Origin of the sequence: Chitinophaga sp. W2I13, assembly GCF_050434005.1 — a bacterium.
In the GTDB taxonomy this organism is placed as follows: Bacteria; Bacteroidota; Bacteroidia; order Chitinophagales; family Chitinophagaceae; genus Chitinophaga.
Map to the genome: position 1 here is coordinate 2,149,705 of NZ_JBNPWD010000001.1, position 21,840 is coordinate 2,171,544.

18 protein-coding genes are annotated in these 21,840 nt (G+C 46.4%); 12 read left to right on the forward strand and 6 right to left on the reverse strand.

The features are described from left to right. Position 1: 1 nt before the first annotated feature. Both QFZ48_RS08690 and QFZ48_RS08695 read left to right on the forward strand, forming a co-directional pair. Entirely contained in the window at positions 2-592 is a 591-nt protein-coding gene (locus QFZ48_RS08690; protein WP_370911212.1) for a DUF4194 domain-containing protein, read from the forward strand. Beyond that, positions 573-3,962, forward strand: a complete 3,390-nt coding sequence (locus tag QFZ48_RS08695; protein WP_429061973.1) for an ATP-binding protein — start codon at positions 573-575, stop codon at positions 3,960-3,962. The genes QFZ48_RS08690 and QFZ48_RS08695 overlap by 20 nt, the downstream gene beginning before the upstream one ends. 206 nt (positions 3,963-4,168) lie before the next feature. Here the strand turns inward: QFZ48_RS08695 and QFZ48_RS08700 are convergent, their stop codons facing one another. Next, positions 4,169-4,543: a winged helix-turn-helix transcriptional regulator gene (locus QFZ48_RS08700; protein ID WP_429061975.1), complete on the reverse strand. Its 375-nt coding sequence runs from the start codon at positions 4,541-4,543 to the stop codon at positions 4,169-4,171. A 116-nt stretch (positions 4,544-4,659) separates the two neighbouring features. Between QFZ48_RS08700 and QFZ48_RS08705 the strand changes: the two genes are divergently transcribed. From QFZ48_RS08705 to QFZ48_RS08730, 6 genes are all read left to right on the forward strand, one after another. Further along, positions 4,660-5,670: a zinc-dependent alcohol dehydrogenase family protein gene (locus QFZ48_RS08705; protein ID WP_429061977.1), complete on the forward strand. Its 1,011-nt coding sequence runs from the start codon at positions 4,660-4,662 to the stop codon at positions 5,668-5,670. A 214-nt stretch (positions 5,671-5,884) separates the two neighbouring features. Beyond that, positions 5,885-7,276, forward strand: a complete 1,392-nt coding sequence (locus QFZ48_RS08710; RefSeq protein ID WP_429043965.1) for a cytochrome ubiquinol oxidase subunit I — start codon at positions 5,885-5,887, stop codon at positions 7,274-7,276. 3 nt (positions 7,277-7,279) lie between these two features. Further along, entirely contained in the window at positions 7,280-8,314 is a 1,035-nt protein-coding gene (gene cydB / locus QFZ48_RS08715; protein ID WP_429061979.1) for a cytochrome d ubiquinol oxidase subunit II, read from the forward strand. Positions 8,315-8,568: 254 nt separating this feature from the next. Further along, a complete protein-coding gene (locus QFZ48_RS08720; protein ID WP_370911218.1) occupies positions 8,569-9,531 on the forward strand; it encodes a helix-turn-helix transcriptional regulator in 963 nt (320 codons plus the stop codon). Between the two features lie 75 nt (positions 9,532-9,606). Then, the gene (locus QFZ48_RS08725) at positions 9,607-10,638 is read left to right on the forward strand and encodes a DJ-1/PfpI family protein (RefSeq protein ID WP_429061980.1); all 1,032 of its coding nucleotides are present in this window, start codon (positions 9,607-9,609) and stop codon (positions 10,636-10,638) included. A gap of 51 nt (positions 10,639-10,689) precedes the next feature. After that, entirely contained in the window at positions 10,690-11,370 is a 681-nt protein-coding gene (locus QFZ48_RS08730) for a GyrI-like domain-containing protein (RefSeq protein ID WP_429061981.1), read from the forward strand. Positions 11,371-11,405: 35 nt separating this feature from the next. Here the strand turns inward: QFZ48_RS08730 and rnc are convergent, their stop codons facing one another. From rnc to QFZ48_RS08745, 3 genes are read right to left on the reverse strand one after another with little or no spacing between them, the layout of a single operon-like run. Further along, positions 11,406-12,125: a ribonuclease III gene (gene rnc, locus QFZ48_RS08735; protein ID WP_079469778.1), complete on the reverse strand. Its 720-nt coding sequence runs from the start codon at positions 12,123-12,125 to the stop codon at positions 11,406-11,408. Between the two features lie 10 nt (positions 12,126-12,135). After that, positions 12,136-13,392 (reverse strand): beta-ketoacyl-ACP synthase II, encoded by a 1,257-nt coding sequence (gene fabF / locus QFZ48_RS08740; protein WP_429061983.1) that lies wholly within the window; start codon positions 13,390-13,392, stop codon positions 12,136-12,138. Positions 13,393-13,415: 23 nt separating this feature from the next. Continuing rightward, positions 13,416-13,652 carry an acyl carrier protein gene (locus tag QFZ48_RS08745; RefSeq protein ID WP_012788038.1) on the reverse strand — a complete coding sequence of 79 codons (237 nt, stop codon included), beginning with the start codon at positions 13,650-13,652 and terminating at the stop codon, positions 13,416-13,418. Positions 13,653-14,103: 451 nt separating this feature from the next. Between QFZ48_RS08745 and QFZ48_RS08750 the strand changes: the two genes are divergently transcribed. From QFZ48_RS08750 to QFZ48_RS08765, 4 genes are all read left to right on the forward strand, one after another. Then, positions 14,104-15,192 carry an efflux RND transporter periplasmic adaptor subunit gene (locus tag QFZ48_RS08750; RefSeq protein ID WP_429061984.1) on the forward strand — a complete coding sequence of 363 codons (1,089 nt, stop codon included), beginning with the start codon at positions 14,104-14,106 and terminating at the stop codon, positions 15,190-15,192. A gap of 78 nt (positions 15,193-15,270) precedes the next feature. Beyond that, a complete protein-coding gene (locus QFZ48_RS08755) occupies positions 15,271-18,402 on the forward strand; it encodes an efflux RND transporter permease subunit (protein ID WP_429043949.1) in 3,132 nt (1,043 codons plus the stop codon). 36 nt (positions 18,403-18,438) lie between these two features. Continuing rightward, complete coding sequence (locus QFZ48_RS08760; protein ID WP_429061986.1) at positions 18,439-19,770, forward strand: TolC family protein; 1,332 nt, start codon at positions 18,439-18,441, stop codon at positions 19,768-19,770. A 219-nt stretch (positions 19,771-19,989) separates the two neighbouring features. Beyond that, positions 19,990-20,580, forward strand: a complete 591-nt coding sequence (locus QFZ48_RS08765) for a family 16 glycoside hydrolase (protein ID WP_429061989.1) — start codon at positions 19,990-19,992, stop codon at positions 20,578-20,580. Between the two features lie 70 nt (positions 20,581-20,650). Here the strand turns inward: QFZ48_RS08765 and QFZ48_RS08770 are convergent, their stop codons facing one another. Then, positions 20,651-20,851, reverse strand: coding sequence for a hypothetical protein (locus QFZ48_RS08770; RefSeq protein WP_429061990.1), 201 nt, complete (start codon positions 20,849-20,851; stop codon positions 20,651-20,653). A gap of 49 nt (positions 20,852-20,900) precedes the next feature. Then, positions 20,901-21,545 carry a hypothetical protein gene (locus QFZ48_RS08775; RefSeq protein WP_429061991.1) on the reverse strand — a complete coding sequence of 215 codons (645 nt, stop codon included), beginning with the start codon at positions 21,543-21,545 and terminating at the stop codon, positions 20,901-20,903. Positions 21,546-21,840 lie beyond the last annotated feature (295 nt).

Here is a 21,840-nt window from a genome sequence, read left to right on the forward strand (position 1 = left end):
CATGGCCGAGAAAAATATATCTCCCTTTGCACACGTGTTTCTAAAACTCATGCAGGGACCTGTATACGAAGAAGATAAATCTTACTGGAAAGACCTGCTTGGATGGCAAACAGAGCTCAGCAAATACCTGCAGCAAACCGGCCTCCAACTGGTGGTAAACGAAGCCGATGGATTTGCACGTATCGTGCAACCGGAAGCAGATGAAACCAACGAAAAACCACTGCCTCGCCTCATGCGCAAATCACGGCTTACCTACGAAGCCACGCTGCTGTGCATTGTGCTCCGCGAAGCCCTCGATGAATTCGATATCCAGGGCAATGGCACCCGTCTTTTTATGACACAAAAAGAAATCAAAGAAAGACTCGCACTCTTCTTTAAAGAACGACACAACAAATCCAAACTACTGAAAGATCTCAATAAACCCATCAACAGCCTCTTAAATGTAGGCGTGCTGAAAATGACCCGGGAGGACGCTGCCAACAAGGAACTGCATCAATACGAGGTAAAAAGAATCATCAAAGCACTGGTAAATAACGAGAAACTGGAAGAAATAAAATCAAAATTAAACCTGCATGTCCACCCTGTTCAATAGTGATTCAAAAGAAAGTGGATTCCGGTTGCAATATTTTGAAATATACAACTGGGGAACCTTCCACAATAAAATATATCGCGTCAATACCAACGGTAATACCTCCCTGCTCACCGGCGCAAACGGTAGCGGTAAAACTACCCTGATCGATGCGCTCTTAACACTGCTGGTGCCCGCCGGGAAAAGATTCTATAACCAGTCGTCCGGAACAGAACAACGCCGCGACAGAGGAGAAGAATCCTATTTCTGGGGCTACTACGGTAAAACCTTCTCCGAAGAATCGCAGCAGTCCAAAACGGACCAGCTCCGTCATAAGGAAAACAACCCTTACTCAGTACTGCTGGCCTACTTCTACAACGCCGCTACCATGCACCAGATCACACTGGCGCAGGTTAGATGGTACTCCGGGGAAATGAAACGGCAATACATCGTTTCGCCGCATAAACTTAATATCAACGATCACTTCGGCAACGGGAAATTTGATGTAAAAGGCGACTGGAAAAAAAGACTGCGCCTCGAATTTCCCAAAACAGAAATCACCGACAGCTTTAAAGAATACGCAGCCCTGTTCAGCAACATATTCGGACTGCGAAGCGAAAAAGCCCTGTCTCTCTTTAACCAAACCGTTGGTATCAAAGTACTCGGCGATCTGAACACGTTTATCCGCGGACAGATGCTGGAAGAAACAGACAGCGAAAACGAATTCCTGAAACTGCGCGAAAACTATGATAGTTTACTCACCAGTCATCGTGCCATTCAGAAAGATGAAACCCAGCTGAAACTGCTGGAACCTATCATCGAAAACCGCGCGGCCTGGCAGCAATTACAAGACAGGAACCGGGAGTTGCAAATGCTCCAGGATATCCTGCCCTCCTGGTTTAATAAACAGGAAAAAGATATCCTGGAAAGAGAACTGGAATCTTTACAGAAAGAACAACAGGCAACTACCCGCAGTCTTACCAATATCAATGAGCAACTCCAGTCGCTGCACCTCCGTAAAGACGAGCTGATAGCCCAGAAAGCCAATAACAGCGTAGATGAACAACTGCGCTCTATCGAAAAATCCATCCATTACGAACAAAAAGCCATGGAGGCCAAACGTAATAAGATGGAAGAATACAATATGCTCACAGACCGGCTGGAGCTCGCACCCAATCCGGATGAACAGCAGTTCCATGAAAATATTACAGGCGCTGAACAGATGAAAACAGCGCACGATAAACAACTGGAAACATTACAGGAAGAAATTTTTCATCACAAAAGCAGCCTCGCCGCAGAAAGGACACAGGTATCAAAGCTGGAAGAAGAAATAGATTCCTTCCTGCACCGGAAAAATAATATCCCTTATGAGCTGATCCGTATCCGTCAGCAGCTGGCAAATATGCTGGATATCCAGGAAGATGACCTGCCCTTTGCCGGTGAACTGATCAAAGTAAAAGATGCAGAGATCCATTGGGAAAGCGCCATCGAAAAAGTATTGCACAACTTCGGCCTGCGCCTCCTTGTACCCGAAGAATATATCCTGGACATCAACCGCTACATCAATTCCAATAACCTGCAAACCCGCCTCGTATACCACAAAGTAGAAGAGGAGAGTTATACCATGTTGCGGATGCCTTCTGAAAAAGAAAGCCTGCTGCAAAAAATAGATATCAAACCCGGCACCATCTTCAGGGAATGGTTACAGAACCAGCTGCTCGATCAGTTCGATTATACCTGTACCGACGACATGACTGTATTCAACCGTTGCCGGAAAGCAGTAACTTCCAACGGACTAACGCGGCAGGCTACACGCCATGAAAAAGATGATCGCCCTAACCGTTCCCAGAAAAATAATTATGTGCTGGGATGGAACAACAAAAACAAATTGCGCCTGTTAAAAGAAGAACAGGATGAATGCAACAAGAATATTGAAACACTGCAGCATAGCATTTCCCAGCTGGAAGACAGCAGGAAAGCCATTGCCAATATCAATGCGCTGCTGAACGCATTGCTGTCGCTGCGTAACTACAGTGAAATCAACTGGCAGATCCATGCCGGCGTCATTGAATCATTTGCACGCGAAAAAGCAACGCTGCTCAAAACCAGCGATAAATACCAGGTGATCTGTGATCAGCTGGACGATATTACCCTGCAAATACAAGGCAAGGAAAAAGAGAAAGAAGGCACCCTCCAGGAAAAAGGCCGCCTGGACGATAAAGCCGCGGAGAAACTGCGCCACTTCAATCAACTGAAGGTCAATAAACTGGACGACGTTTCCCTGCAATACGTGCTGGAATACCTTACAGACCTGTCGCTGACCGAACCGGCGGAAACAACCCTTGAGCTGGCATCTTACCGGAAACGGGCAGATGATAACATGAAGGCAACCATGCACGACGCGATGCGTCTGACCGCGGAAAAAGAAGCCGAAATCACCCGGCAGCTGGCAGCATTTGTGATGCCGCCAAAATCCATCCACGATACCTTCCCCGACTGGCTCGGTGATGTTGCGGATCTGCAGCCGCATGTGAAATACCTCGACGAATTTACCTCGCTCTATGAGCGGATTAAATTCCAGCGGCTCATTGAACATAAAGAACGCTTCCGTAAATACATGGACACCAGCATGCTCAATGCCATCACCAACTACCGGGCATGGATATACGGACAGGAAGACCTGATACGCGAAGTAATGGAAGACCTGAACGAACCGTTACGCAACATCACCTTCAATAAAAACCCGGATACCTACCTCCAACTGGAATGCCGCCATGTACGCGATGTGGAGATCCGGAACTTCAAGGAAAAACTCAGCAACGCAGTACCGGATTCTTATAAATATCAACTTGAAAAAGATGAAGCCTATGGCGATCAGCTGTTTGAAAATATCAAACTGCTCATCACCGAGTTACAACAAAACGAAGCATGGCGCCGCAAAGTAACGGATGTACGCAACTGGCTCGACTTCGGCGCAAAAGAATTCTATGTGGCCGACAACAAGGCATTCAAATATTACGAGGATACGGCTAGTCTTTCCGGTGGCGAAAAAGCACAGTTCACCTACACCATCCTGGGAGCCGCCATTGCCTACCAGTTTGGTATCAATGAAGCCAACCGTCAACACCGCAGCCTGCGCTTCATCACAGTAGATGAAGCCTTCAGCAAACTGGACCCTGAAAAGAGTCACTACCTCATGGAATATTGCGGACAACTGAACCTGCAGCTACTGGTAGTAACGCCACTGGACAAACTGAATATCGCAGAACCATATATCCATGCGTGTCATTTTGTAGCAAATAAAAACAAACGCGACTCCGTGGTATACAACTTCACGATGGAAGAATACCGCGACAGGAAGAAAGAGTTCGAATCCATGGCGGCAATGTCCTAAGCGAAGGTTGTCTTTTTCGCTGATTACGCTGATTATACTGATTACTTTGATTTTACTTTTGGATTTTTTTGGATTTTTAGATTAATAATAAGGGAGATAAAAGCGAACCTATCCGCTTATATCTCCCTTAATCCTTTATAAAATCCAAAAGTAAAATCAAAGTAATCAGTATAATCAGCGTAATCAGCGAAAAAGACAACCTTCGCTTAGGACATTGCCGCCAGAGCGGGTTCTGGTTGGCATTGCGGCTCCCGTCCCATTTGTTTGCGGCCCCATTCGCTCAGCAGGGTAATAAAGGGCAGTAGTTCCCTGCCCGTATCCGTTAGCTGGTATTCCACGCGGGGCGGCACCTCCAGGTATACATGGCGGGTAACCAGGTCGTCGTCCTCCAGTTCACGTAGCACTTGCGTGAGCATTTTAGGAGTTATACCGGTCATGATCCTCCGTAGCTCTCCATATCTTTTCACCCCGTTTCTCAGGTGGTAAATAACACGCCCCTTATGCTTGCCGCCAATCCGTTGGAAAGCGTAATCAACCGCGCAAATCGTGTCAGCATGAATATTTTTTCCGGATTTCTTCATTTTTTTGGCATTGATTATCAGCAATAGTATCCATCTGGTACCTACATTCCCAAATGGTGCATACTTGTCTTATATGAAGTTAGGGAGCAATTTTGTGAAAGAAAAAAATAGTTCTTATGAAAGCAATACAACAAGTAGCATTCGGACTGGAGAGTTTACAGCTCAAAGAAATACCCACTCCCATAGCCGGGCCTGGTGAAGTACTGGTAAAAATAGAAGCCGCGGCACTCAATTACCTCGATGTAGCCCTTGCTACCGGCACTTACAGCAAGGAATTGCCGCTGCCGCGCATTCCCACTTCCGATGGCGCCGGCGTGGTAGCCGCCATCGGTGATAACGTTACCAAATGGCAACCGGGCGATCGGGTGGCCATTCATTACAACCAGCTCTGGCAGCATGGCCTGGCCACCGCCGGTACCAATCATATCAGAACCGGTGTAAGCACGCCCGGCCTGCTGGCAGAATATGCAGTGATCCCTGAATATGCACTGGTACGCACTCCTGCCAATTTAACCAGCGTGGAAGCCGCTACATTGCCTGTTGCCGGCGTTACCGCATGGACAGGCCTGATGGGCTATGCTGGTATCAAGGCAGGGCAAACCGTACTTACACAAGGCACCGGCGGCGTCTCCCTTTTTGCCATGCAAATCGCATTGGCAGCAGGCGCGAAGGTGATTGCCACCAGCAGTCATCCGGATAAACTGAAGAAATTACAGGAGTTGGGCGCCCACGAAGTAATCGATTATAAAAAATATCCCAACTGGCATGAAGAAGTAAAACGTATCACGGGCGGGGAAGGTGTACATGCTACCTTGGATATTGCCGGCGCCGCCACCATCGTTAATTCTGTTAAGTCGGTAGGCTTCAATGGCTTTGTGGGCCTGGTAGGCTTCATTGAAGGCGCACAGCTGCCGGTAGACCTGTTTACAGTTGTAGGCAGCTATATCCGGCTGCAGGGCTACTCTGTAGGCAGCCTGAAAAGTTTCCAGGAGCTGGCTGCCGCAATAGAAGTAAATGATATCCACCCGGTAATAGACAGCGTATTCCCTGTAAGCGAGGCGCAGGAAGCATTCAGGTATATGGGCGACGGTAATTATTTGGGGAAAGTAGTAATAGAAATGAAGTAAAGTGGTGAACATATAAACGTCCTGCGCATCGGCAGGACGTTATACCAAGTAAACCATTACACTAAAATTATTGTTTCAAGATAGTAAAAACAAGTTGAAAAGCGGGTTATTTCCTTGTTAAGGTGATGATAACATTATATTTTTATCAATACATGACAAACATCAGTTTCATGGATATCTTCACCTGCTACCTTTGCATCAATAATTGAACATTATGCCTTCAGTAGAAATACTATCCAGAATACAGTTTGCCTTTACCATTGCCTTCCATTACATCTATCCTCCGCTGAGTATAGGGCTGGGACTGTGCCTCGTGATCATGGAGGGCCTGTACCTCAGAACCGGTTTGTCGCTTTACAAGGACATTACACGATATTGGATTAAAATATTTGCATTGATCTTCGGGATCGGCGTAGCCACCGGCATTGTAATGGAATTTGAATTCGGCACCAACTGGGCTACTTATTCACATTACGTAGGCGACATTTTCGGAAGCGCGCTGGCAGCGGAAGGCATCTTTGCATTTGCGATGGAATCTGCCTTCCTGGGTGTATTATTGTTTGGCTGGAACCGCGTTCACAAAGGCGTACATTTCTTTTCTACGTGTATGGTGGCGCTGGGCTCTATCTTTTCTGCATTGTGGATCGTTATTGCCAATTCCTGGCAGCAAACGCCAACTGGTTACCGCATAGAAGGGCATGATCTGCAGGCGCGCGCAGTAGTTACTGATTTCTGGGAGATGGTGTTTAACCCTTCTTCGGTCGACAGGTTCTCACATGTGATCATTGGTTCCTTTCTCGCCGGCTCTTTCCTCGTGATGAGCGTTGCCGCCTGGTATGTACTTAAAAACCGCTTTGTCAAACATGCACAGGCTATGTTTAAAGTAGGCCTGGGCGTAGCTGTAATTGCTGCGCTGATGCAGCTTTTCACCGGTCACCGTTCCGCTCACTATGTAAGCAAATATCAACCCGCCAAACTGGCTGCTATGGAAGGGCACTACGATAGTTCTGCAGTAGCGCCCATGTATATTGTGGGTTGGGTAGATAATAAAAATGAAAAAACAACCGGCATAAAAATTCCGGGAGGCCTTTCTTTCCTTACGCATGGCAGCTTCTCCGCCCCGGTAGAAGGTCTCAGAGCCACGCCCAAGGCAGACAGGCCCGGCGCAGTGAACTTTGTATTCCAGATGTATCATTTGATGATTACGATCGGCATGATACTCATAGGACTTACGCTGCTGGCCGTTTTCTTTTTATGGAGAAAGAAACTGTTTAACCAGCGCTGGCTGATGATCATATTTGCATGGGCGGTACTGCTGCCGCAAATAGCCAACCAGGTAGGCTGGTATGCCGCCGAAGTAGGGCGCCAGCCCTGGGTGGTGTACAAATTGTTGCGCACATCTGATGCACTGTCGCGTAAAGTAACCGCAGACCAGGTAATGTTCTCGCTGATATTATTTACGCTGGTATATATGTTGCTGTTTACGCTGTTCATCTATCTGCTAACGCGGAAAATACAGCACGGACCAGATGTTTCAGAGAATGCTGAAATTGAATACGACGGCTATTATCACGATAATATAACTTACCATCCCACTAAATTATAACTCATGGAAACAATTCTCGGACTGGATCTTCCCACCTGGTGGTTTTTAGTGATTGGCGGATTGATCACTGGTTATGGTGTGCTGGATGGCTTCGACCTGGGGGCTGGTGCTTTGCACCTGTTTTTTAAAAAAGAAGAAAGCCGGCGCCTGGTGCTGAATGCGATAGGACCGGTATGGGATGGAAATGAGGTATGGCTGGTAATTGCCGGCGGGGCTTTGTTTGCCGGTTTTCCGCTGGTATACGGCGTGGTATTATCTACCTTCTACATTCCCTTTATGTTATTCCTCGTAGCCCTCATCTTCCGGGCTATTTCAATAGAATTCAGGAGCAAGGAAACCTGGCTCTGGTGGCGCAAAATGTGGGATATCAGTTATACCGTGTCCAGTACCGGTATTACGCTGTTGCTGGGGTTGGTATTGGGCAACCTCATTCACGGTCTCCCGATAAATAAGGAACATGAATTTACCGGCACGCTGCTCACCTTTTTTAATCCTTATGCAATACTGATTGCTTTTACCACCTTATCGCTGTTCATGCTGCATGGTTCTATTTACCTGGTAATGAAAACGGAAAACAGGCTGTACACCAGGCTTACGGTGATAGTGAACAACTGCAGCAAGTTCTTCATTCTCTGCTTTATCCTAACGTCAATGGCTACCCTTATTTATGTGCCGCATATGACGTTTCAGTTTAAATCACATCCGCAGCTCTTCCTGCTGCCCATGCTGGCGGTACTGATCCTGCTGAATATCAAAAGAAATGTGGATGCCCGCAGATATTACACCGCCTTCCTCTATTCTTCTATTATCACTGCCTGTTTGCTTATCCTCTTCGCGGTAGGCCTGTATCCCAACATTGTGATATCTACTACTGATCCTGCTTATAGTATCAGCATTTATGCAGCGGCGTCTTCTGTTAAGTCGTTGAAAATTATGCTGCTCATTGCAGTCATAGGCACCCCGATGGTAATTGGATATACTACTTTCTTATTCTGGACATTCCGGGGCAAAGTGAAGCTGAACGAGATGAGCTATTAGATATTAGCTATTGGCTTAAAAAACAGGTCCCCGCAAGAAATTGCAGGGACTTACCATTTAACCTATATTCTGTACTGTAGCATTGTGTTGATGATCTCCCGAAAGTCGCCAGTTATCATTTTCCCGGTATCCTATCTTTTATCAGGAGAGATGTATTTAAGACGGCCTGCTTTGATAAAAGTTTAACCGGTTTAAAAAAATTTCTGAAAATAATTCCGGGAAGCCGAAATTAGTACCCAGAATTGATCACTTCCATGAATCGTATCGACCGGCTTACCGCCATTCTCATACAACTACAGGGTAAAAAAATAGTAAAGGCCGCGGAAATCTCTGACCGCTTTAACATTAGCTTAAGAACGGTATACAGGGATGTAAAAGCCCTGCAGGAAGCCGGCGTGCCCATTGGTGCGGAAGCGGGTACCGGCTATTATATCGTGGAAGGGTATCATCTGCCCCCTGTGATGTTTTCCAAAGAAGAGGCAGCCGCACTCCTGACCGGGGAAAAACTGATGGAACAATTCAGTGACCACAGTAACCGGAAACAGTTTAGTCTTGCTATGGAAAAGATCCGTTCCGTACTCCGTGGAACAGAAAAGGACTACCTCGAATCACTGGATGAAAACATCGCCGTATTGAGGTACCGGCCTGTAGTAACGGATGCGGCGGAGTTCCCCAACCGGTTCCTTTCCGATATTCAGCAAGCCCTGGGCATGAACCAGGTGATCAGTATGGAGTACTTTTCCTTCCAGGAGGAAGTGGCCACCCGCAGGGAAGTAGAACCAATAGGTATTTTTCATAGCAGCGCCAACTGGCACCTGATCGCCTTCTGCAAGCTCCGGCAGGGCTACCGCGACTTCCGGGTAGACCGTATCCGTAAATTAACCGTGCTGCCGGCCACTTATAAGAAAAACAAGCATCTTTCTTTGCAGGACTACCTGGAACAGCAGCGCAGCCGGAACAGCGAAAATACCTATCTCGTTAAAATAGCGCTGGACAACGATATGTTGCGGTATGTAAGGGAACAGAAGTATTATTATGGCCTTATGGACGAAAAAGTGGTGGGCGATAAAACAGAGCTTACATTCCTCCAGGCCTCCCTGGGCCATTTCGCCAGGTGGTTGATTATGTTTGGCAACCGGGTGGAAGTGCTGCAGCCCCAGGAGCTCAAAACCGCTATCGGAGATCTTGTAACAGAACTCCACGGACATTATTTATAAATCCGGAAATGCTGCTGACATAAGGTTGTCACTCCCAGGCTGTTCTTTTGTATTGTGATCAAAAACAATACAAATATGAAAAAGCTCAGCAATTGCTATGTATTCCTGTTCAATGGCTACTCCGACTGGGAACCCGCGCTGGCCATGTATGGCCTGGGAAGCTTCACAGATACCAACATCGTTACCTTTTCCTTTACCGGCGAACCCGTTACTTCCGGCGGGCAGCTAAAGATACAACCCCGTGCAAGTCTTGATGAGGCATTGAAAGCGGATATCGACCTGCTGATACTTCCTGGAGGTGCGGCCATGGAAAATGATTCCAATGCTGCAATCATTCCACTTGTTAAACAACTGCTGGCACAGCAAAAAACAGTCGCGGCTATCTGCGGCGCCACTGTGCTGCTGGGGCAGCACGGCTTCCTGGACAACATTGCCCATACCAGCAATCACCCTGAAGTGCTAAAGCAACAGGCCCCTGCTTATAAAGGCGCCGGAAAATACCTGGATGAACCCGCAGTAGCTGATAAGCAGATCATAACCGCCAGCGGTACTGCAATGACAGCCTTTGCCAAAGCTATCTATCAGCATTTTAATTTACTGGAGATAGAACCCCTGAAGTTTTGGTTTGGCTTCTTTGATCATTCGGCTGTTCTTCCGGAGATGTTATCTGCGGCGCCCTTTCATTTCTTCTATCAGCGTTACGAAACTAATTATGCCGGTATGTTGTCGCTCGTACGCACCGCTATTAAAGACGTGTACCGGGAGGCCATCAACGCCGGACTGGAAATATGCGGCGCCCCCGAATGGCACTACCGCAACTTCGACGGAAAACCAGATACCGTATTCACCCTGGATATCGGCCTGCCGGTAACGGCCGTGCAAACAGTTACAGCGCCGTGGCAATGCGAAACACTGCCCGCCTTCAACTGCGTAAGCATGCAGCACAAAGGCCCCTGGGAACAGCTCATCACTACCTACGGGCAGCTGTTTACCGGTATCGGTATACTGGGTATGGAGGTAACCGGCTATACGCGGGAACAATACCTCCGGTATAATTTTGAACAACCGGCGCAGAATATCACCAACATACAGATTGGGTTACGCTAGCCGGCGTAAACATCCCCTGGCACTCCCCGGGGGATTTTAACTCTTAAAACAATGAAAGTCTATATCATCATGGGATGGCTGCTGCTCATCACCTTTGCATTTGATATACAATTAACATTTAAAAATATGAGTAAACTGGATTTAACAAAGGAATTCAAACAGTACTATACTGCCGCGTTAGTACCTGAACTGGTTACCATAGAAAAGGGACTGTTTGTAACTATCACAGGCAAAGGGGATCCCAATGGTCCCATGTTTAGTGAAGTAACGGCAGCGTTGTATGCAGTGGCATATGGTATTAAGTTCAGCAGCAAGCAAAGGGGCCGCGACTTTACCGTGAGCAAGCTGGAAGGTTTCTGGTGGGTAAACGTTAATACCGCAGATCCGCTGCAGGTACCCCGCGATCAATGGCACTACGAACTGGCCATCAGGATGCCGGACAACATTACCCGCCAGCAGTTTTCCGAAGCAGTGCTTGCTGCAGAGAAAAAGAAGAGGTCTGTTTTTATCAGGCAGGTGGATTTAAAGCATATAGAAGAGGGGCTGAGTGTTCAGCTGATGCATATTGGTCCTTATAGTGAAGAGCCGGTATCATTGAAAAAGATGGAGGAGTTCATGCTTCAGCAGGGGTTGCGCATGAATGGGCGGCATCATGAAATTTACCTGTCGGATTTCAGGAAAACGGCGCCGGAAAAGCTGAAAACGATATTAAGACACCCGGTAAGTAAGTAGCTGATGATGGGCGGAGCACATCTTACCAAAAACAGTTAGTCGGTTAACCCGAGTTGTATAATGGCTTGTTGTGCAGCGATCTGGCTGGCATCTTTTTTATTGAAGGCTTTGCCGCTGCAAATGAGTTCGCCGTCTACTACAGCCCCTACGGTGAAGATGCGCCGGCCGTTGTCCATCTGTTCTTCGAGGAGTTCGAATTCCAGTGTTTTGCCATTTTTATTGGCCCAGCCGTATAATTTGTTCTTGTGGTTCATTTCCACGGTTTCCAGCAGTTCCATGTCTATATAAGGCATGATAATGCGTTTATGCACAAACTGTTGGGTTTTATTATAGCCGCGGTCGAGGTATACAGCACCTACGAGGGCTTCGAGGGTGTTGCCGAATATCTGGCTTATTTTGAGGAAGCTGTTGTATTTGTCGTAGATGGTGAGCTTTCTTAAGCCCATTTTGATGGCAATGTCGTTCAATTGTTGCCGGTTAACGATCTTGGAGCGCATCTCGGTTAAATATCCTTCTGTTTTATAGGGATATTTTTTAAAGAGATAGTCACCCACAATGGCGCCGAGAATAGCGTCACCGAGGTATTCCAGCCTTTCGTTGCTTTCCAGGAATTTTTCTTTACTGGAACGATGGCTCAGGGCCACTTCATAAAGGGCAAAGTTACCAGGCGGGAAGCCCAGCAGGTTGTGCAGCTCTTTATATAAGTGCCTTTTTTTGGAAACAAGTCGATATAAAAAACCTGGCAGTAAACTCACACAATCAAGATCAAGGAACAAATTTTTTGAAAATCACGGAAGCATTATGTCCGCCAAACCCGAAGGTGTTGGACAATGCAGCGTTTACTTCTCTCCTTTGTGCGATATTAAAAGTAAAATTCAGCTTCGGGTCTAACTGCGGGTCGTCAGTGAAGTGGTTGATGATCGTAGGAGGAACTATGCCATCGAGGATAGACATAATTACGGCTATGGATTCAACGGCGCCGGCAGCCCCGAGTAAGTGCCCTGTCATGGATTTTGTAGAGCTGATGTTCATTTGATAGGCATGCTCTTCAAAAACGCGCTGAATGGCTTTTACTTCGGCAATATCTCCCAACGGAGTGGAAGTACCGTGAACGTTGATGTAATCGATTTCGTTGGCCTGCATTCCGGCATCTGCCAAAGCGTTCCGCATTACATTTAAAGCGCCCAGTCCTTCCGGATGTGGGGCTGTGATGTGATATGCGTCTGCTGTAGCGCCGCCGCCGGCTAACTCTGCGTATATCCTGGCGCCTCTTTCCTGTGCGTGTTCTAACGACTCCAGTATCAGTGCGCCAGCTCCTTCGCCCATCACAAAACCATCGCGGTCAAGATCAAAGGGTCTGGAAGCAGTTTTGGGATCTTCATTCCTTTCTGACAGGGCCTTCATGGCGTTGAAGCCACCAACACAAGGCTCGTTGATCACATTTTCCGATCCGCCGGTAACCACCATATCGGTTTTGCCGTAACGGATACTGTACATCGCCTCAATGATAGCATTGGTAGCAGATGCGCAGGCTGATACAACGGAAAAGTTGGGCCCCCTGAAACCGTGACGGATAGAAATATAGCCGGCAGCGATATCAAGAATAAGCCTTGGAATTAGAAAAGGACTGAAGCGGGGCGTACCATCCCCAGTATGGAAATCTCTCAGCTCGTGACTGAAATTGATCATCCCTCCAACACCAGTGCCCCATATCACTCCAACACGATCAGCATTGATCTTGTCTTTATTGATATTGGCGTCTAGTATCGCCTGATCTGCGGCAATTACAGCCGTTTGTGTAAAGGGGTCCATTTTACGGGCCTCTTTTTTGTCCAGGTAGTTAGCAGGATCAAAATTTTTCAGTTCGCAAGCAAAACGGGTTTTGAACTTGGAAGCATCAAATTGCTTGATATAATCCGCGCCGGATACACCGTTCGTCAATCCGTGCCAGAAATCGGCCACAGTATTGCCGAGCGGTGTAAGAGCGCCTAAACCTGTAACGACAACTCGTCTTGGTTGCATTAAAACAATTCTGATTAGGAGGATTATTTTACATGTTCTTCCAGGTAAGCAACTGCCTGGCCAACAGTAGTAATAGTTTCAGCTTGTTCGTCAGGAATGGAGATGTTGAATTCTTTTTCGAATTCCATAATCAGTTCTACCGTATCCAAAGAGTCAGCGCCTAAGTCATTGGTGAAGCTGGCTTCAGGAGTTACCTCGGCTTCGTCAACGCCCAATTTGTCAATGATGATCTTTTTAACTCTTGATGCAATGTCTGACATAATTTTAAGTGTTTTTGGTTTAAAACTTGACTGCAAAAATATAATTTTTATTGAATTGCCAACAGATAGCCCGAATTTTAAGGACGCTCTAACCTGGCCAATCTCACCAAACCCAATACAGTAAACATATTCATAGCTTTGTTAATAAAAGAATTTATATATTTTTGATACTGGCTGGATTACAGATTTGCATATTTTACCACAAAAGTCGCCTTTTTCGGGACAATTACGCCATTCTCTGAAATCCAAAACATATAAATCTTAAAATATCTCCATTCAACCGGCTATTTAGCCACTTATCTAAAGCATTAACGCTATTTAACAGTTGCCGGGAGCATTCAGCCTCCTCAATGCGTAAATTTGTCCGGCTTGTGAGATAGTATCCCTTCAGGAGCCTGTTTCTCTGTTATGAATCAGTAGCAAAAGTTAGAAAAACACATATAAATAAGATATGGCCATCACCAAAAAGACCGTTCGCACAATAGTTATATTGGCCGCAGCCGGTATCGTCATTTACCTCGCTTTTAAGAAAATAGCCGGCAAAAAATCAGCCGGAGAGCCGGCCGCTGCGGCATCCGGCGCAAAAGCAGGCGCTTCCCGGCTGCTGCTTACCGATGCCTGGATCGTTAAAACATCCCGGCTCGACCAATCTATTGAAGCAAGCGGCACCTTGCAGAGCAATGAAGAAGTAGAAGTGAAACCGGAAATTAATGGCCGCATCACACACCTCTATTTTAAAGAAGGAACCACTGTAAGAAAAGGAGATCTGCTGGTTAAACTGTATGACGAAGACCTCAGAGCACAGCTTCAGAAACTCAAATTACAGCAGCAACTGGCCAAAACAACCCTGGAACGCCAGGAAAACCTCCTTAAAATAAATGGAATCAGCCAACAGGACGTAGATGTGACCCGCAACCAGGTAAGCGCCTACGGAGCCGATATGGAGTATACCCAAACCCAGTTGCAGAAAACAGAACTACGCGCTCCCTTCAGCGGTAAGCTCGGTTTACGCAACGTAAGCGAAGGCGCCATCGTGTCGTCCCTTACCATTATTACCACCCTCCAGCAAATAGATCCGCTGAAAATGGACTTCTCCGTGGCCGAGAAATACCGCAACGCCATCAAAAATGGCGACCAGGTCAACTTCCTGGTATCCGGTGACAATAAAGAATATAAAGGCAGCATTTATGCCATTGATCCGAAAATAGATCTTACCACCCGTACTGTAAAGCTCCGTGCTATCGTTCCTAATAATAACGGTATCCTGTTCCCCGGCTCCTTTGCCAAAGTGAAAATTTTGCTGAAAGACCTCCCGGATGCTATGTTGATACCGTCACAGGCCGTTATTCCCGGTACCCGTGATAAAAAAGTAATCATTGCCGATAAAGGCCAGGCCAAGTTTGTAACAGTAGAAACAGGCATCAGAACCGAAAGCAGTGTACAGATCACCAGTGGCCTACAACCTGGTGACACGGTTATTACCACTGGTATTCTCCAGCTGAAACCAGGCATGCAGTTGAAGTACAATAAGATACAATAATAGTTTTCCCAACGGCACTACCAACGGCAGCATCGCTGCCAACAGGAAAGCCCGGCAGAAAACCTGAAAATAATTATCATGAGTTTACCTTCATTATCTCTCAAACGCCCCGTATTTGCTATCGTGATGAATATCATTATCGTGATATTCGGCCTGGTGGGCTTTACTTTTCTGGGGGTAAGGGATTTCCCGGCGATCGATCCGCCTGTCGTGAACGTACGCACCTCGTATGCAGGCGCTAACTCCGATATCATCGAAACACAGATCACCGAACCACTGGAAAAACAGATCAATGGTATCGCAGGCATCAAAAATATTTCTTCCAGCAGCAGCCAGGGAAGCAGCAACATCACCGTGGAATTTGAACTTGGAGAAGACCTGGAAGGCGCTACCAACGATGTGCGTGATAAAGTATCACAGGCGCTGCGCCAGCTGCCACCCGATATTGATGCTCCACCCGTAGTATCCAAGCAGGACGCCAACTCCGACCCCATCATCTCCATGACGGTGCAGAGCAACACCCGCAACCAGCTGGAAGTAACCGAATACGCCTCCAACGTACTCCTGGAAAAACTGCAAACCATTCCCGGCGTAAGCGCCATACAGATATGGGGAGAAAAAAAATACGCCATGCGTATCTGGATGGACCCTGCCAGGTTATCGTCCTACAGCCTTACCCCCGGCGATGTACAGGCCGCCCTGTTACGCGAAAACGTGGAACTGCCCTCCGGCAAAATTGCCGGCAACGCCACCGACTTTACCGTACGTACCTTCGGACGGCTGGTATCTGAAGACGATTTCAACGGCCTGATCATTAAAAATGTAAACGGCAGCGAGATACGCATCCGCGACATCGGCCAGGCAGTGCTGGGACCTGAAAACGAAGAAACCGTGCTGAAAGAATCCGGTAGCCCGATGATTGCACTCGCCCTCATCCCGCAGCCCGGATCCAACTATGTAGCCATTGCAGAAGAATTCTATAAAAGATTCGAACAACTGAAAAAAGATATCCCGGAAGATTATTCCGTAAATATTGCAATGGATAACACCCGCTTCATCAAACAATCGATCGATGAAGTAGAAGAAACCCTCATAGTAGCACTGGTACTCGTAATTATTATTGTATACCTGTTCTTCCGCGACTGGCTCATGGCGCTCCGTCCGCTGATAGATATCCCCGTATCCTTAATCGGCGCCTTCTTTATTATGTACGCCTGCGGCTTTACCATTAATATCCTCACCCTGCTGGCCATTGTACTGGCCACCGGCCTGGTAGTGGATGATGGTATTGTGGTAACAGAAAATATTTATAAGAAGATAGAACAGGGAATGCCTCGTATGAGGGCTGCACGCGAAGGATCTGAAGAAATATTCTTTGCCGTAATCGCTACGTCGATCACACTGGCCTTTGTATTCTTACCGATCATCTTCCTCCAGGGCTTCGTGGGACAACTGTTCCGTGAATTTGGCATCGTGGTGGCCGGCGCAGTAATCATCTCTGCCTTTGTATCACTCACGTTAACGCCTGTACTAAACGTGAAGCTGGGCCGTAAAACACATACCCATTCCTGGTTTTATACCAAAACGGAACCTTTCTTCCGCTGGATGGAAGACGGATACAGAAAATCACTGGAATCGTTTATGCGTATCCGTTGGGTAGCCGGACTAATCATCGTCGGCTGCCTGGCAATGATTTACTTCCTCTTTAAAACGTTGCAGTCGGAACTGGCGCCACTGGAAGACCGTAGCACTTTCCGCCTGTCCATTACCACTCCGGAGGGCACTGCATTCGATTACATGGATAATTATGTGGATAAGCTCACTAAGTTCATGATGGATTCTATTCCTGAAAAGAAGATCATCCTGAGCGTAACTTCTCCCGGCTTCAGTGGCTCCGGTGCGGTAAACACCGCCTTTGCCAACGTAATGCTCACAGAGCCTCACGATCGAACCCGCTCCCAGAAAGACATCGTGAATATGGTAAACCGGAGCATGAACAAGTTTCCGGAGGGTAAAGTTTTTGCCATTGAATCCCAGACTATCCAGGTAGGCCGCCGCGCGGGATTGCCGGTGTCTTTTGTGTTGGAACATATCAACTTCGACAGTCTTACCAGGGTGCTGCCCAAGTTTATGGAAGAAGTGGGCAACAGCCCTGTTTTTCAGGGAACGGATGTGGACCTGAAATTCAATAAACCGGAACTGCGCATACATATTAACCGCGATAAAGCAACACAACTCGGCGTATCTGTACAGGATATATCCTCCACACTGCAGCTGGCACTGAGTAACCTCCGCTATGGTTATTTTATCAGGAATGGTAAACAATACCAGGTAATGGGACAGGTGTTCCGCGCCGACCGTGATGATCCAATGGATCTGCAAAACCTTTATGTACGTAACTCACGTGGCGAAGCGATACAGCTCGATAACGTGGTAAGTATAGAAGAAGAAACCAGTCCGCCGATCATTTATCACTTTAACCGTTACAAATCCGCTACGGTGTCAGCAGGATTGGCGCCGGGCAAAACTATTGGCGATGGTATCACCGAAATGTACCGGATCTATAATAAACTGCAAAATGAAAGTGTGCTGAATGAATCCTTTAATACCGCCTTGTCCGGTTCCTCCCGCGACTATGCGGAAAGCGGCTCCAATACTATGTTTGCATTAGGACTGGCATTGGTACTCATTTACCTGGTATTGGCCGCACAGTTTGAAAGCTGGGTGGATCCGCTGATCATCATGTTAACGGTACCACTGGCATTTGCCGGAGCGTTGCTGTCGCTATGGGTATTTGACCAAACCTGGAATATCTTCTCTCAGATCGGTGTAATTATGCTGATAGGGCTGGTAACGAAGAATGGTATCCTGATCGTGGAATTTGCCAACCATCAGCGTGATACCGGGATGGCAAAAGCCGATGCCGTAATCCATGCCTCCTCGATGCGTTTACGTCCTATCCTGATGACGAGCCTCGCTATGGCGCTGGGTGCGTTGCCGATTGCGATGTCGCTCGGCGCTGCCGCCACCAGCCGCATTCCGCTGGGAATCGTTATAGTGGGTGGAATCATCTTTTCACTGGTGTTAACTTTATTTGTAATTCCGGCGATGTATACCTTCCTGTCGCGCAGAGGCAGAAGTAATAATACTGACGAGGAAGACGAAATGGCAAACAATGAGGAAGCACAGGTAGCAGCAGCACATGCCTGATAATAACAGATTTGAATGATCACGATTATGCTATTTATGATGAAAAATATAAAGAAGTGTTTCTTCTTATTCCTGTTACTCCTAAGTGTGGGTGCGTTAAAGGCACAGCAACAGGTGCTTACCCTTGAACAGGCAATAGATGTGGCGCTGAAAAACAACTTTGATATTCGCCTGGCCAGGAATACAGCTGAACTGTCTGCTAACGACTACGCCTATGCGAATTTTGCATTTGTACCGCGCGTGAATGCCACTGCAGGTACTACCTGGAATAGCACCGCTACCAAACAGGAGTTTGTAAACGGTACCAAACGCGATACCAGCGGCATCAAGGGCAACAATCTCACTGGCAACGTAACCCTCAGCTGGACGTTGTTTGACGGTTTAAAGATGTTCGCTACACGCAATAAAATAGCATCTATCCGCGACCTAGGGGAACTGGCCATAAAAGACCAGGTGCAGAATTCCATCTCCACTATCATCGGCGGATACTATAACATTGTACAACAAAAGCAACAGTTGAAAGCCTTGGCAGAGCAGATGTCCATCTCCGAAGAACGGGTAAAATTGTCTGACGCCAAATTCAGTACAGGTCTCGCGCCCAAAACGGATCTGCTGCAATCAAAAGTAGACCTGAATGCGCAGAAGGCATTATACATCCGCCAGCAAACGCTGATAGAACAAAGTAAAGCCCTGCTGAACCAGTTGATGGCCGTACCCGCCGGCGCTACCGGATATGACGTGGTAGATTCCATTCCGCTTAACAGCGGGCTATCCTTTTCGGTGCTACAACAAAACATTGCTAACAACAATACCGCTATTAAAGTACAGCAACAGAATGTGAATATTTCTGCCCTGACGGTCAGGGAGCGTAAAGCAGATTACTTCCCGGTTATCTCCTTCAATTCAGGATATAATTATAACAGGAATACCTCCAATGCTGCATCTAACGCATTCAGTCCCCGTTTCAGCCGGAATGCCGTTTTCAACTACGGCTTCACCGCTGCTATCCCTATCTTCAATGGATTTAATGTAAAAAGACAGGTGCAAAATGCGCGGATCGACTTTGATTTCCAGAATATCACATTGGATAACGTAAGATCCCAGGTAGACCTGTCGCTCAACAACGCGTTCAAAGACTACGAATACTATAAAAAACAAGTGTCGCTGGAAGAAGAAACAAACGATCTTGCCAGAGAGAATGCGATGGTTGCGCTGGAGCGCTTCAAACAAGGCATATCTACCATTCTTGAAGTAAAAATAGCGCAACAAAGCCTGGAAGATTCCTATTACCGGCTTATACAGGCGCGTTATAATACCAAGCTCGCGGAAACGGAGCTGGTTCGCCTGAACGGCGCATTGCTGCAATAGATTATTTTTCTATATCAGAAGCGGGTAAGTAAGGGAGATATATCCTGCTTATCCGCTTCTTTTCTTGATCTTATCATCAACTGTACGGGCATGAACAGGCACTTGTATCATTAACGGACACATTAAATAATAGGCAATATAAAAAGGGTTACCACTCAAAGTCGATTCGTCCGGCATGATTTTGCAAATATCTCCACCGGATTATAAAACACGATACACATGTTACGCTACATTATGCTTACTTTAAGCGGCATTATCTGCTTTACCTACATATGTACAGCCCAGGAGCTGCGGGTGGTAAACCGCGCAATGGTCAGCGACTCCATTATCCATTTGAACGAAGCGCCAGGTGCAGGAATAGCCTGGATTAAAAATAAACAATTTGCCAGCGGCACTATTGAGTTTGATGTAAAAGGAAAGAATGTTTTGCAACAGAGTTTTGTAGGTATTGCTTTCCATGGCGTAAACGATTCTACTTATGACGCCATTTATTTCAGACCGTTCAATTTCCAGGTTCCTGAAGCCGGCAGAAGAGGGCACGCTGTGCAATACATTTCACTTCCCGGAAACGACTGGCCATTTTTAAGAGAACAATACCCCGGAAAATATGAGCATGAAGTAAATCCTTCCACAGATCCCAACAAATGGTTTCATGTAAAGATAGTAGTAACTGATACGGAAGCAAGTACCTATCTGAATGGCGAAAGATGCTTAACAGTTACATTACTCGGCAAACAAAAAAAAGGAATGATAGGTTACTGGGTTGGTAACGGCTCCGGCGGGGACTGGAAGAATCTGAAACTAAACTAAGATTGTTGATTGATAAGTTAGAAGTCGGGCTTTGAGAACATGTGTTCTTAAAGCCTTTTTTATTTGGTGTTTAGTCACATAGAAAAGTGCGGAGCTTAGTTTCCACATAAATCTCCTCTGCAAAGGAGTCTACAGGATATACTACTTCCATCTCTGTATAGGCATCTTTGGGGATGCAAAGATGAAGAATGTTAAGTCTTACCAGAAGTTCATGGGCAGCGTCAGCGTCACTGCTAACAAGCTCCTGCTGTTCTTTAAGAATCTGTAGCATCTCATTGTAATCTTTCTCTGTCATCTTATAAATTTATCAACCAGGAAAATCAGATCTCGTCAAACCATTCAGCGCCGGTATTTCTTAATGGAACCCGATCTTGCCAGTGTATATCCTTCACAGGGTTAAAATAACCTCTGATACAATTAGGATTTCGGACGCAGATCTGTATGTGGTTTTTATCCTTAAATCCCGCGTTAGGGTAAAGCTCATTACCTTCCATGAAAACAATTCTCACAGAATCGTAGGGTATTAAATTCTTCATTTGTCTGTCGATATGCAGGTTCTCAATTACTGCACAATCGAGATTTCTTAACAATAAATCCTGTGATCCTCGTGCCGGCATATTCACGGGTAGCGTTCTTTTATCATTAACAACAGCTTTGAACAATGCATGATAGGATTCACGTACAAGGTTTAAACATGTTGCATCCAGCAAATCAAGACAGAACTTCAGATCAATAACTGCTCTCAATACCGCCGGCGAGCGGATTACTTTATTTCCCGGAGGATTACAGGCATAATCATATGCCCGTTCATAACTGTTCTCCCAGAAATAGCAACCACTTCCCAGCCAATCATATGGCTTACTGCTGGGACTCATTTTAATACTCCCTCTCACTAATGCGTCTCGTACGTCTTCTTCACAACCGTGAAAACCAAGCACCAATCCAGGCCGTGTTGCGTGAATCATTTCCATGATAGATTAACATGAACAATAAATCATAGAAGCAGATTATAACTGAATGAATAGATCAGTTTAACCTGCCATTTGCAACATACATTTACTATGGATGGAACACCTGTTGTTGTGAAAGTATTTCCGGTAAATAAACCAGCGAACAACGACACAATTTATCATTTTTTCCGGATAAAATAAACACAGGTAAAAAATACTTTCGTTTGCTACACTAAAACGAAATCTCATGAAATGCAATGTTGATATGAGTTGTATCAAAATGATACTAAAAATAAATTTGCAAAAATGA

Coding starts and splice junctions, on each gene's coding strand:
- cydB (WP_429061979.1), top strand. CDS start 7,280: ATGGAAACAATTCTCGGACTGGATCTTCCCACCTGGTGGTTTTTAGTG.
- QFZ48_RS08745 (WP_012788038.1), bottom strand. CDS start 13,652: ATGTCAGACATTGCATCAAGAGTTAAAAAGATCATCATTGACAAATTG.
- QFZ48_RS08755 (WP_429043949.1), top strand. CDS start 15,271: ATGAGTTTACCTTCATTATCTCTCAAACGCCCCGTATTTGCTATCGTG.
- fabF (WP_429061983.1), bottom strand. CDS start 13,392: ATGCAACCAAGACGAGTTGTCGTTACAGGTTTAGGCGCTCTTACACCG.
- QFZ48_RS08720 (WP_370911218.1), top strand. CDS start 8,569: ATGAATCGTATCGACCGGCTTACCGCCATTCTCATACAACTACAGGGT.
- QFZ48_RS08750 (WP_429061984.1), top strand. CDS start 14,104: ATGGCCATCACCAAAAAGACCGTTCGCACAATAGTTATATTGGCCGCA.
- QFZ48_RS08710 (WP_429043965.1), top strand. CDS start 5,885: ATGCCTTCAGTAGAAATACTATCCAGAATACAGTTTGCCTTTACCATT.
- QFZ48_RS08765 (WP_429061989.1), top strand. CDS start 19,990: ATGTTACGCTACATTATGCTTACTTTAAGCGGCATTATCTGCTTTACC.
- QFZ48_RS08705 (WP_429061977.1), top strand. CDS start 4,660: ATGAAAGCAATACAACAAGTAGCATTCGGACTGGAGAGTTTACAGCTC.
- QFZ48_RS08775 (WP_429061991.1), bottom strand. CDS start 21,545: ATGATTCACGCAACACGGCCTGGATTGGTGCTTGGTTTTCACGGTTGT.
- QFZ48_RS08770 (WP_429061990.1), bottom strand. CDS start 20,851: ATGCTACAGATTCTTAAAGAACAGCAGGAGCTTGTTAGCAGTGACGCT.
- QFZ48_RS08690 (WP_370911212.1), top strand. CDS start 2: ATGGCCGAGAAAAATATATCTCCCTTTGCACACGTGTTTCTAAAACTC.
- QFZ48_RS08730 (WP_429061981.1), top strand. CDS start 10,690: ATGAAAGTCTATATCATCATGGGATGGCTGCTGCTCATCACCTTTGCA.
- QFZ48_RS08695 (WP_429061973.1), top strand. CDS start 573: ATGTCCACCCTGTTCAATAGTGATTCAAAAGAAAGTGGATTCCGGTTG.
- QFZ48_RS08760 (WP_429061986.1), top strand. CDS start 18,439: ATGATGAAAAATATAAAGAAGTGTTTCTTCTTATTCCTGTTACTCCTA.
- QFZ48_RS08725 (WP_429061980.1), top strand. CDS start 9,607: ATGAAAAAGCTCAGCAATTGCTATGTATTCCTGTTCAATGGCTACTCC.
- QFZ48_RS08700 (WP_429061975.1), bottom strand. CDS start 4,543: ATGAAGAAATCCGGAAAAAATATTCATGCTGACACGATTTGCGCGGTT.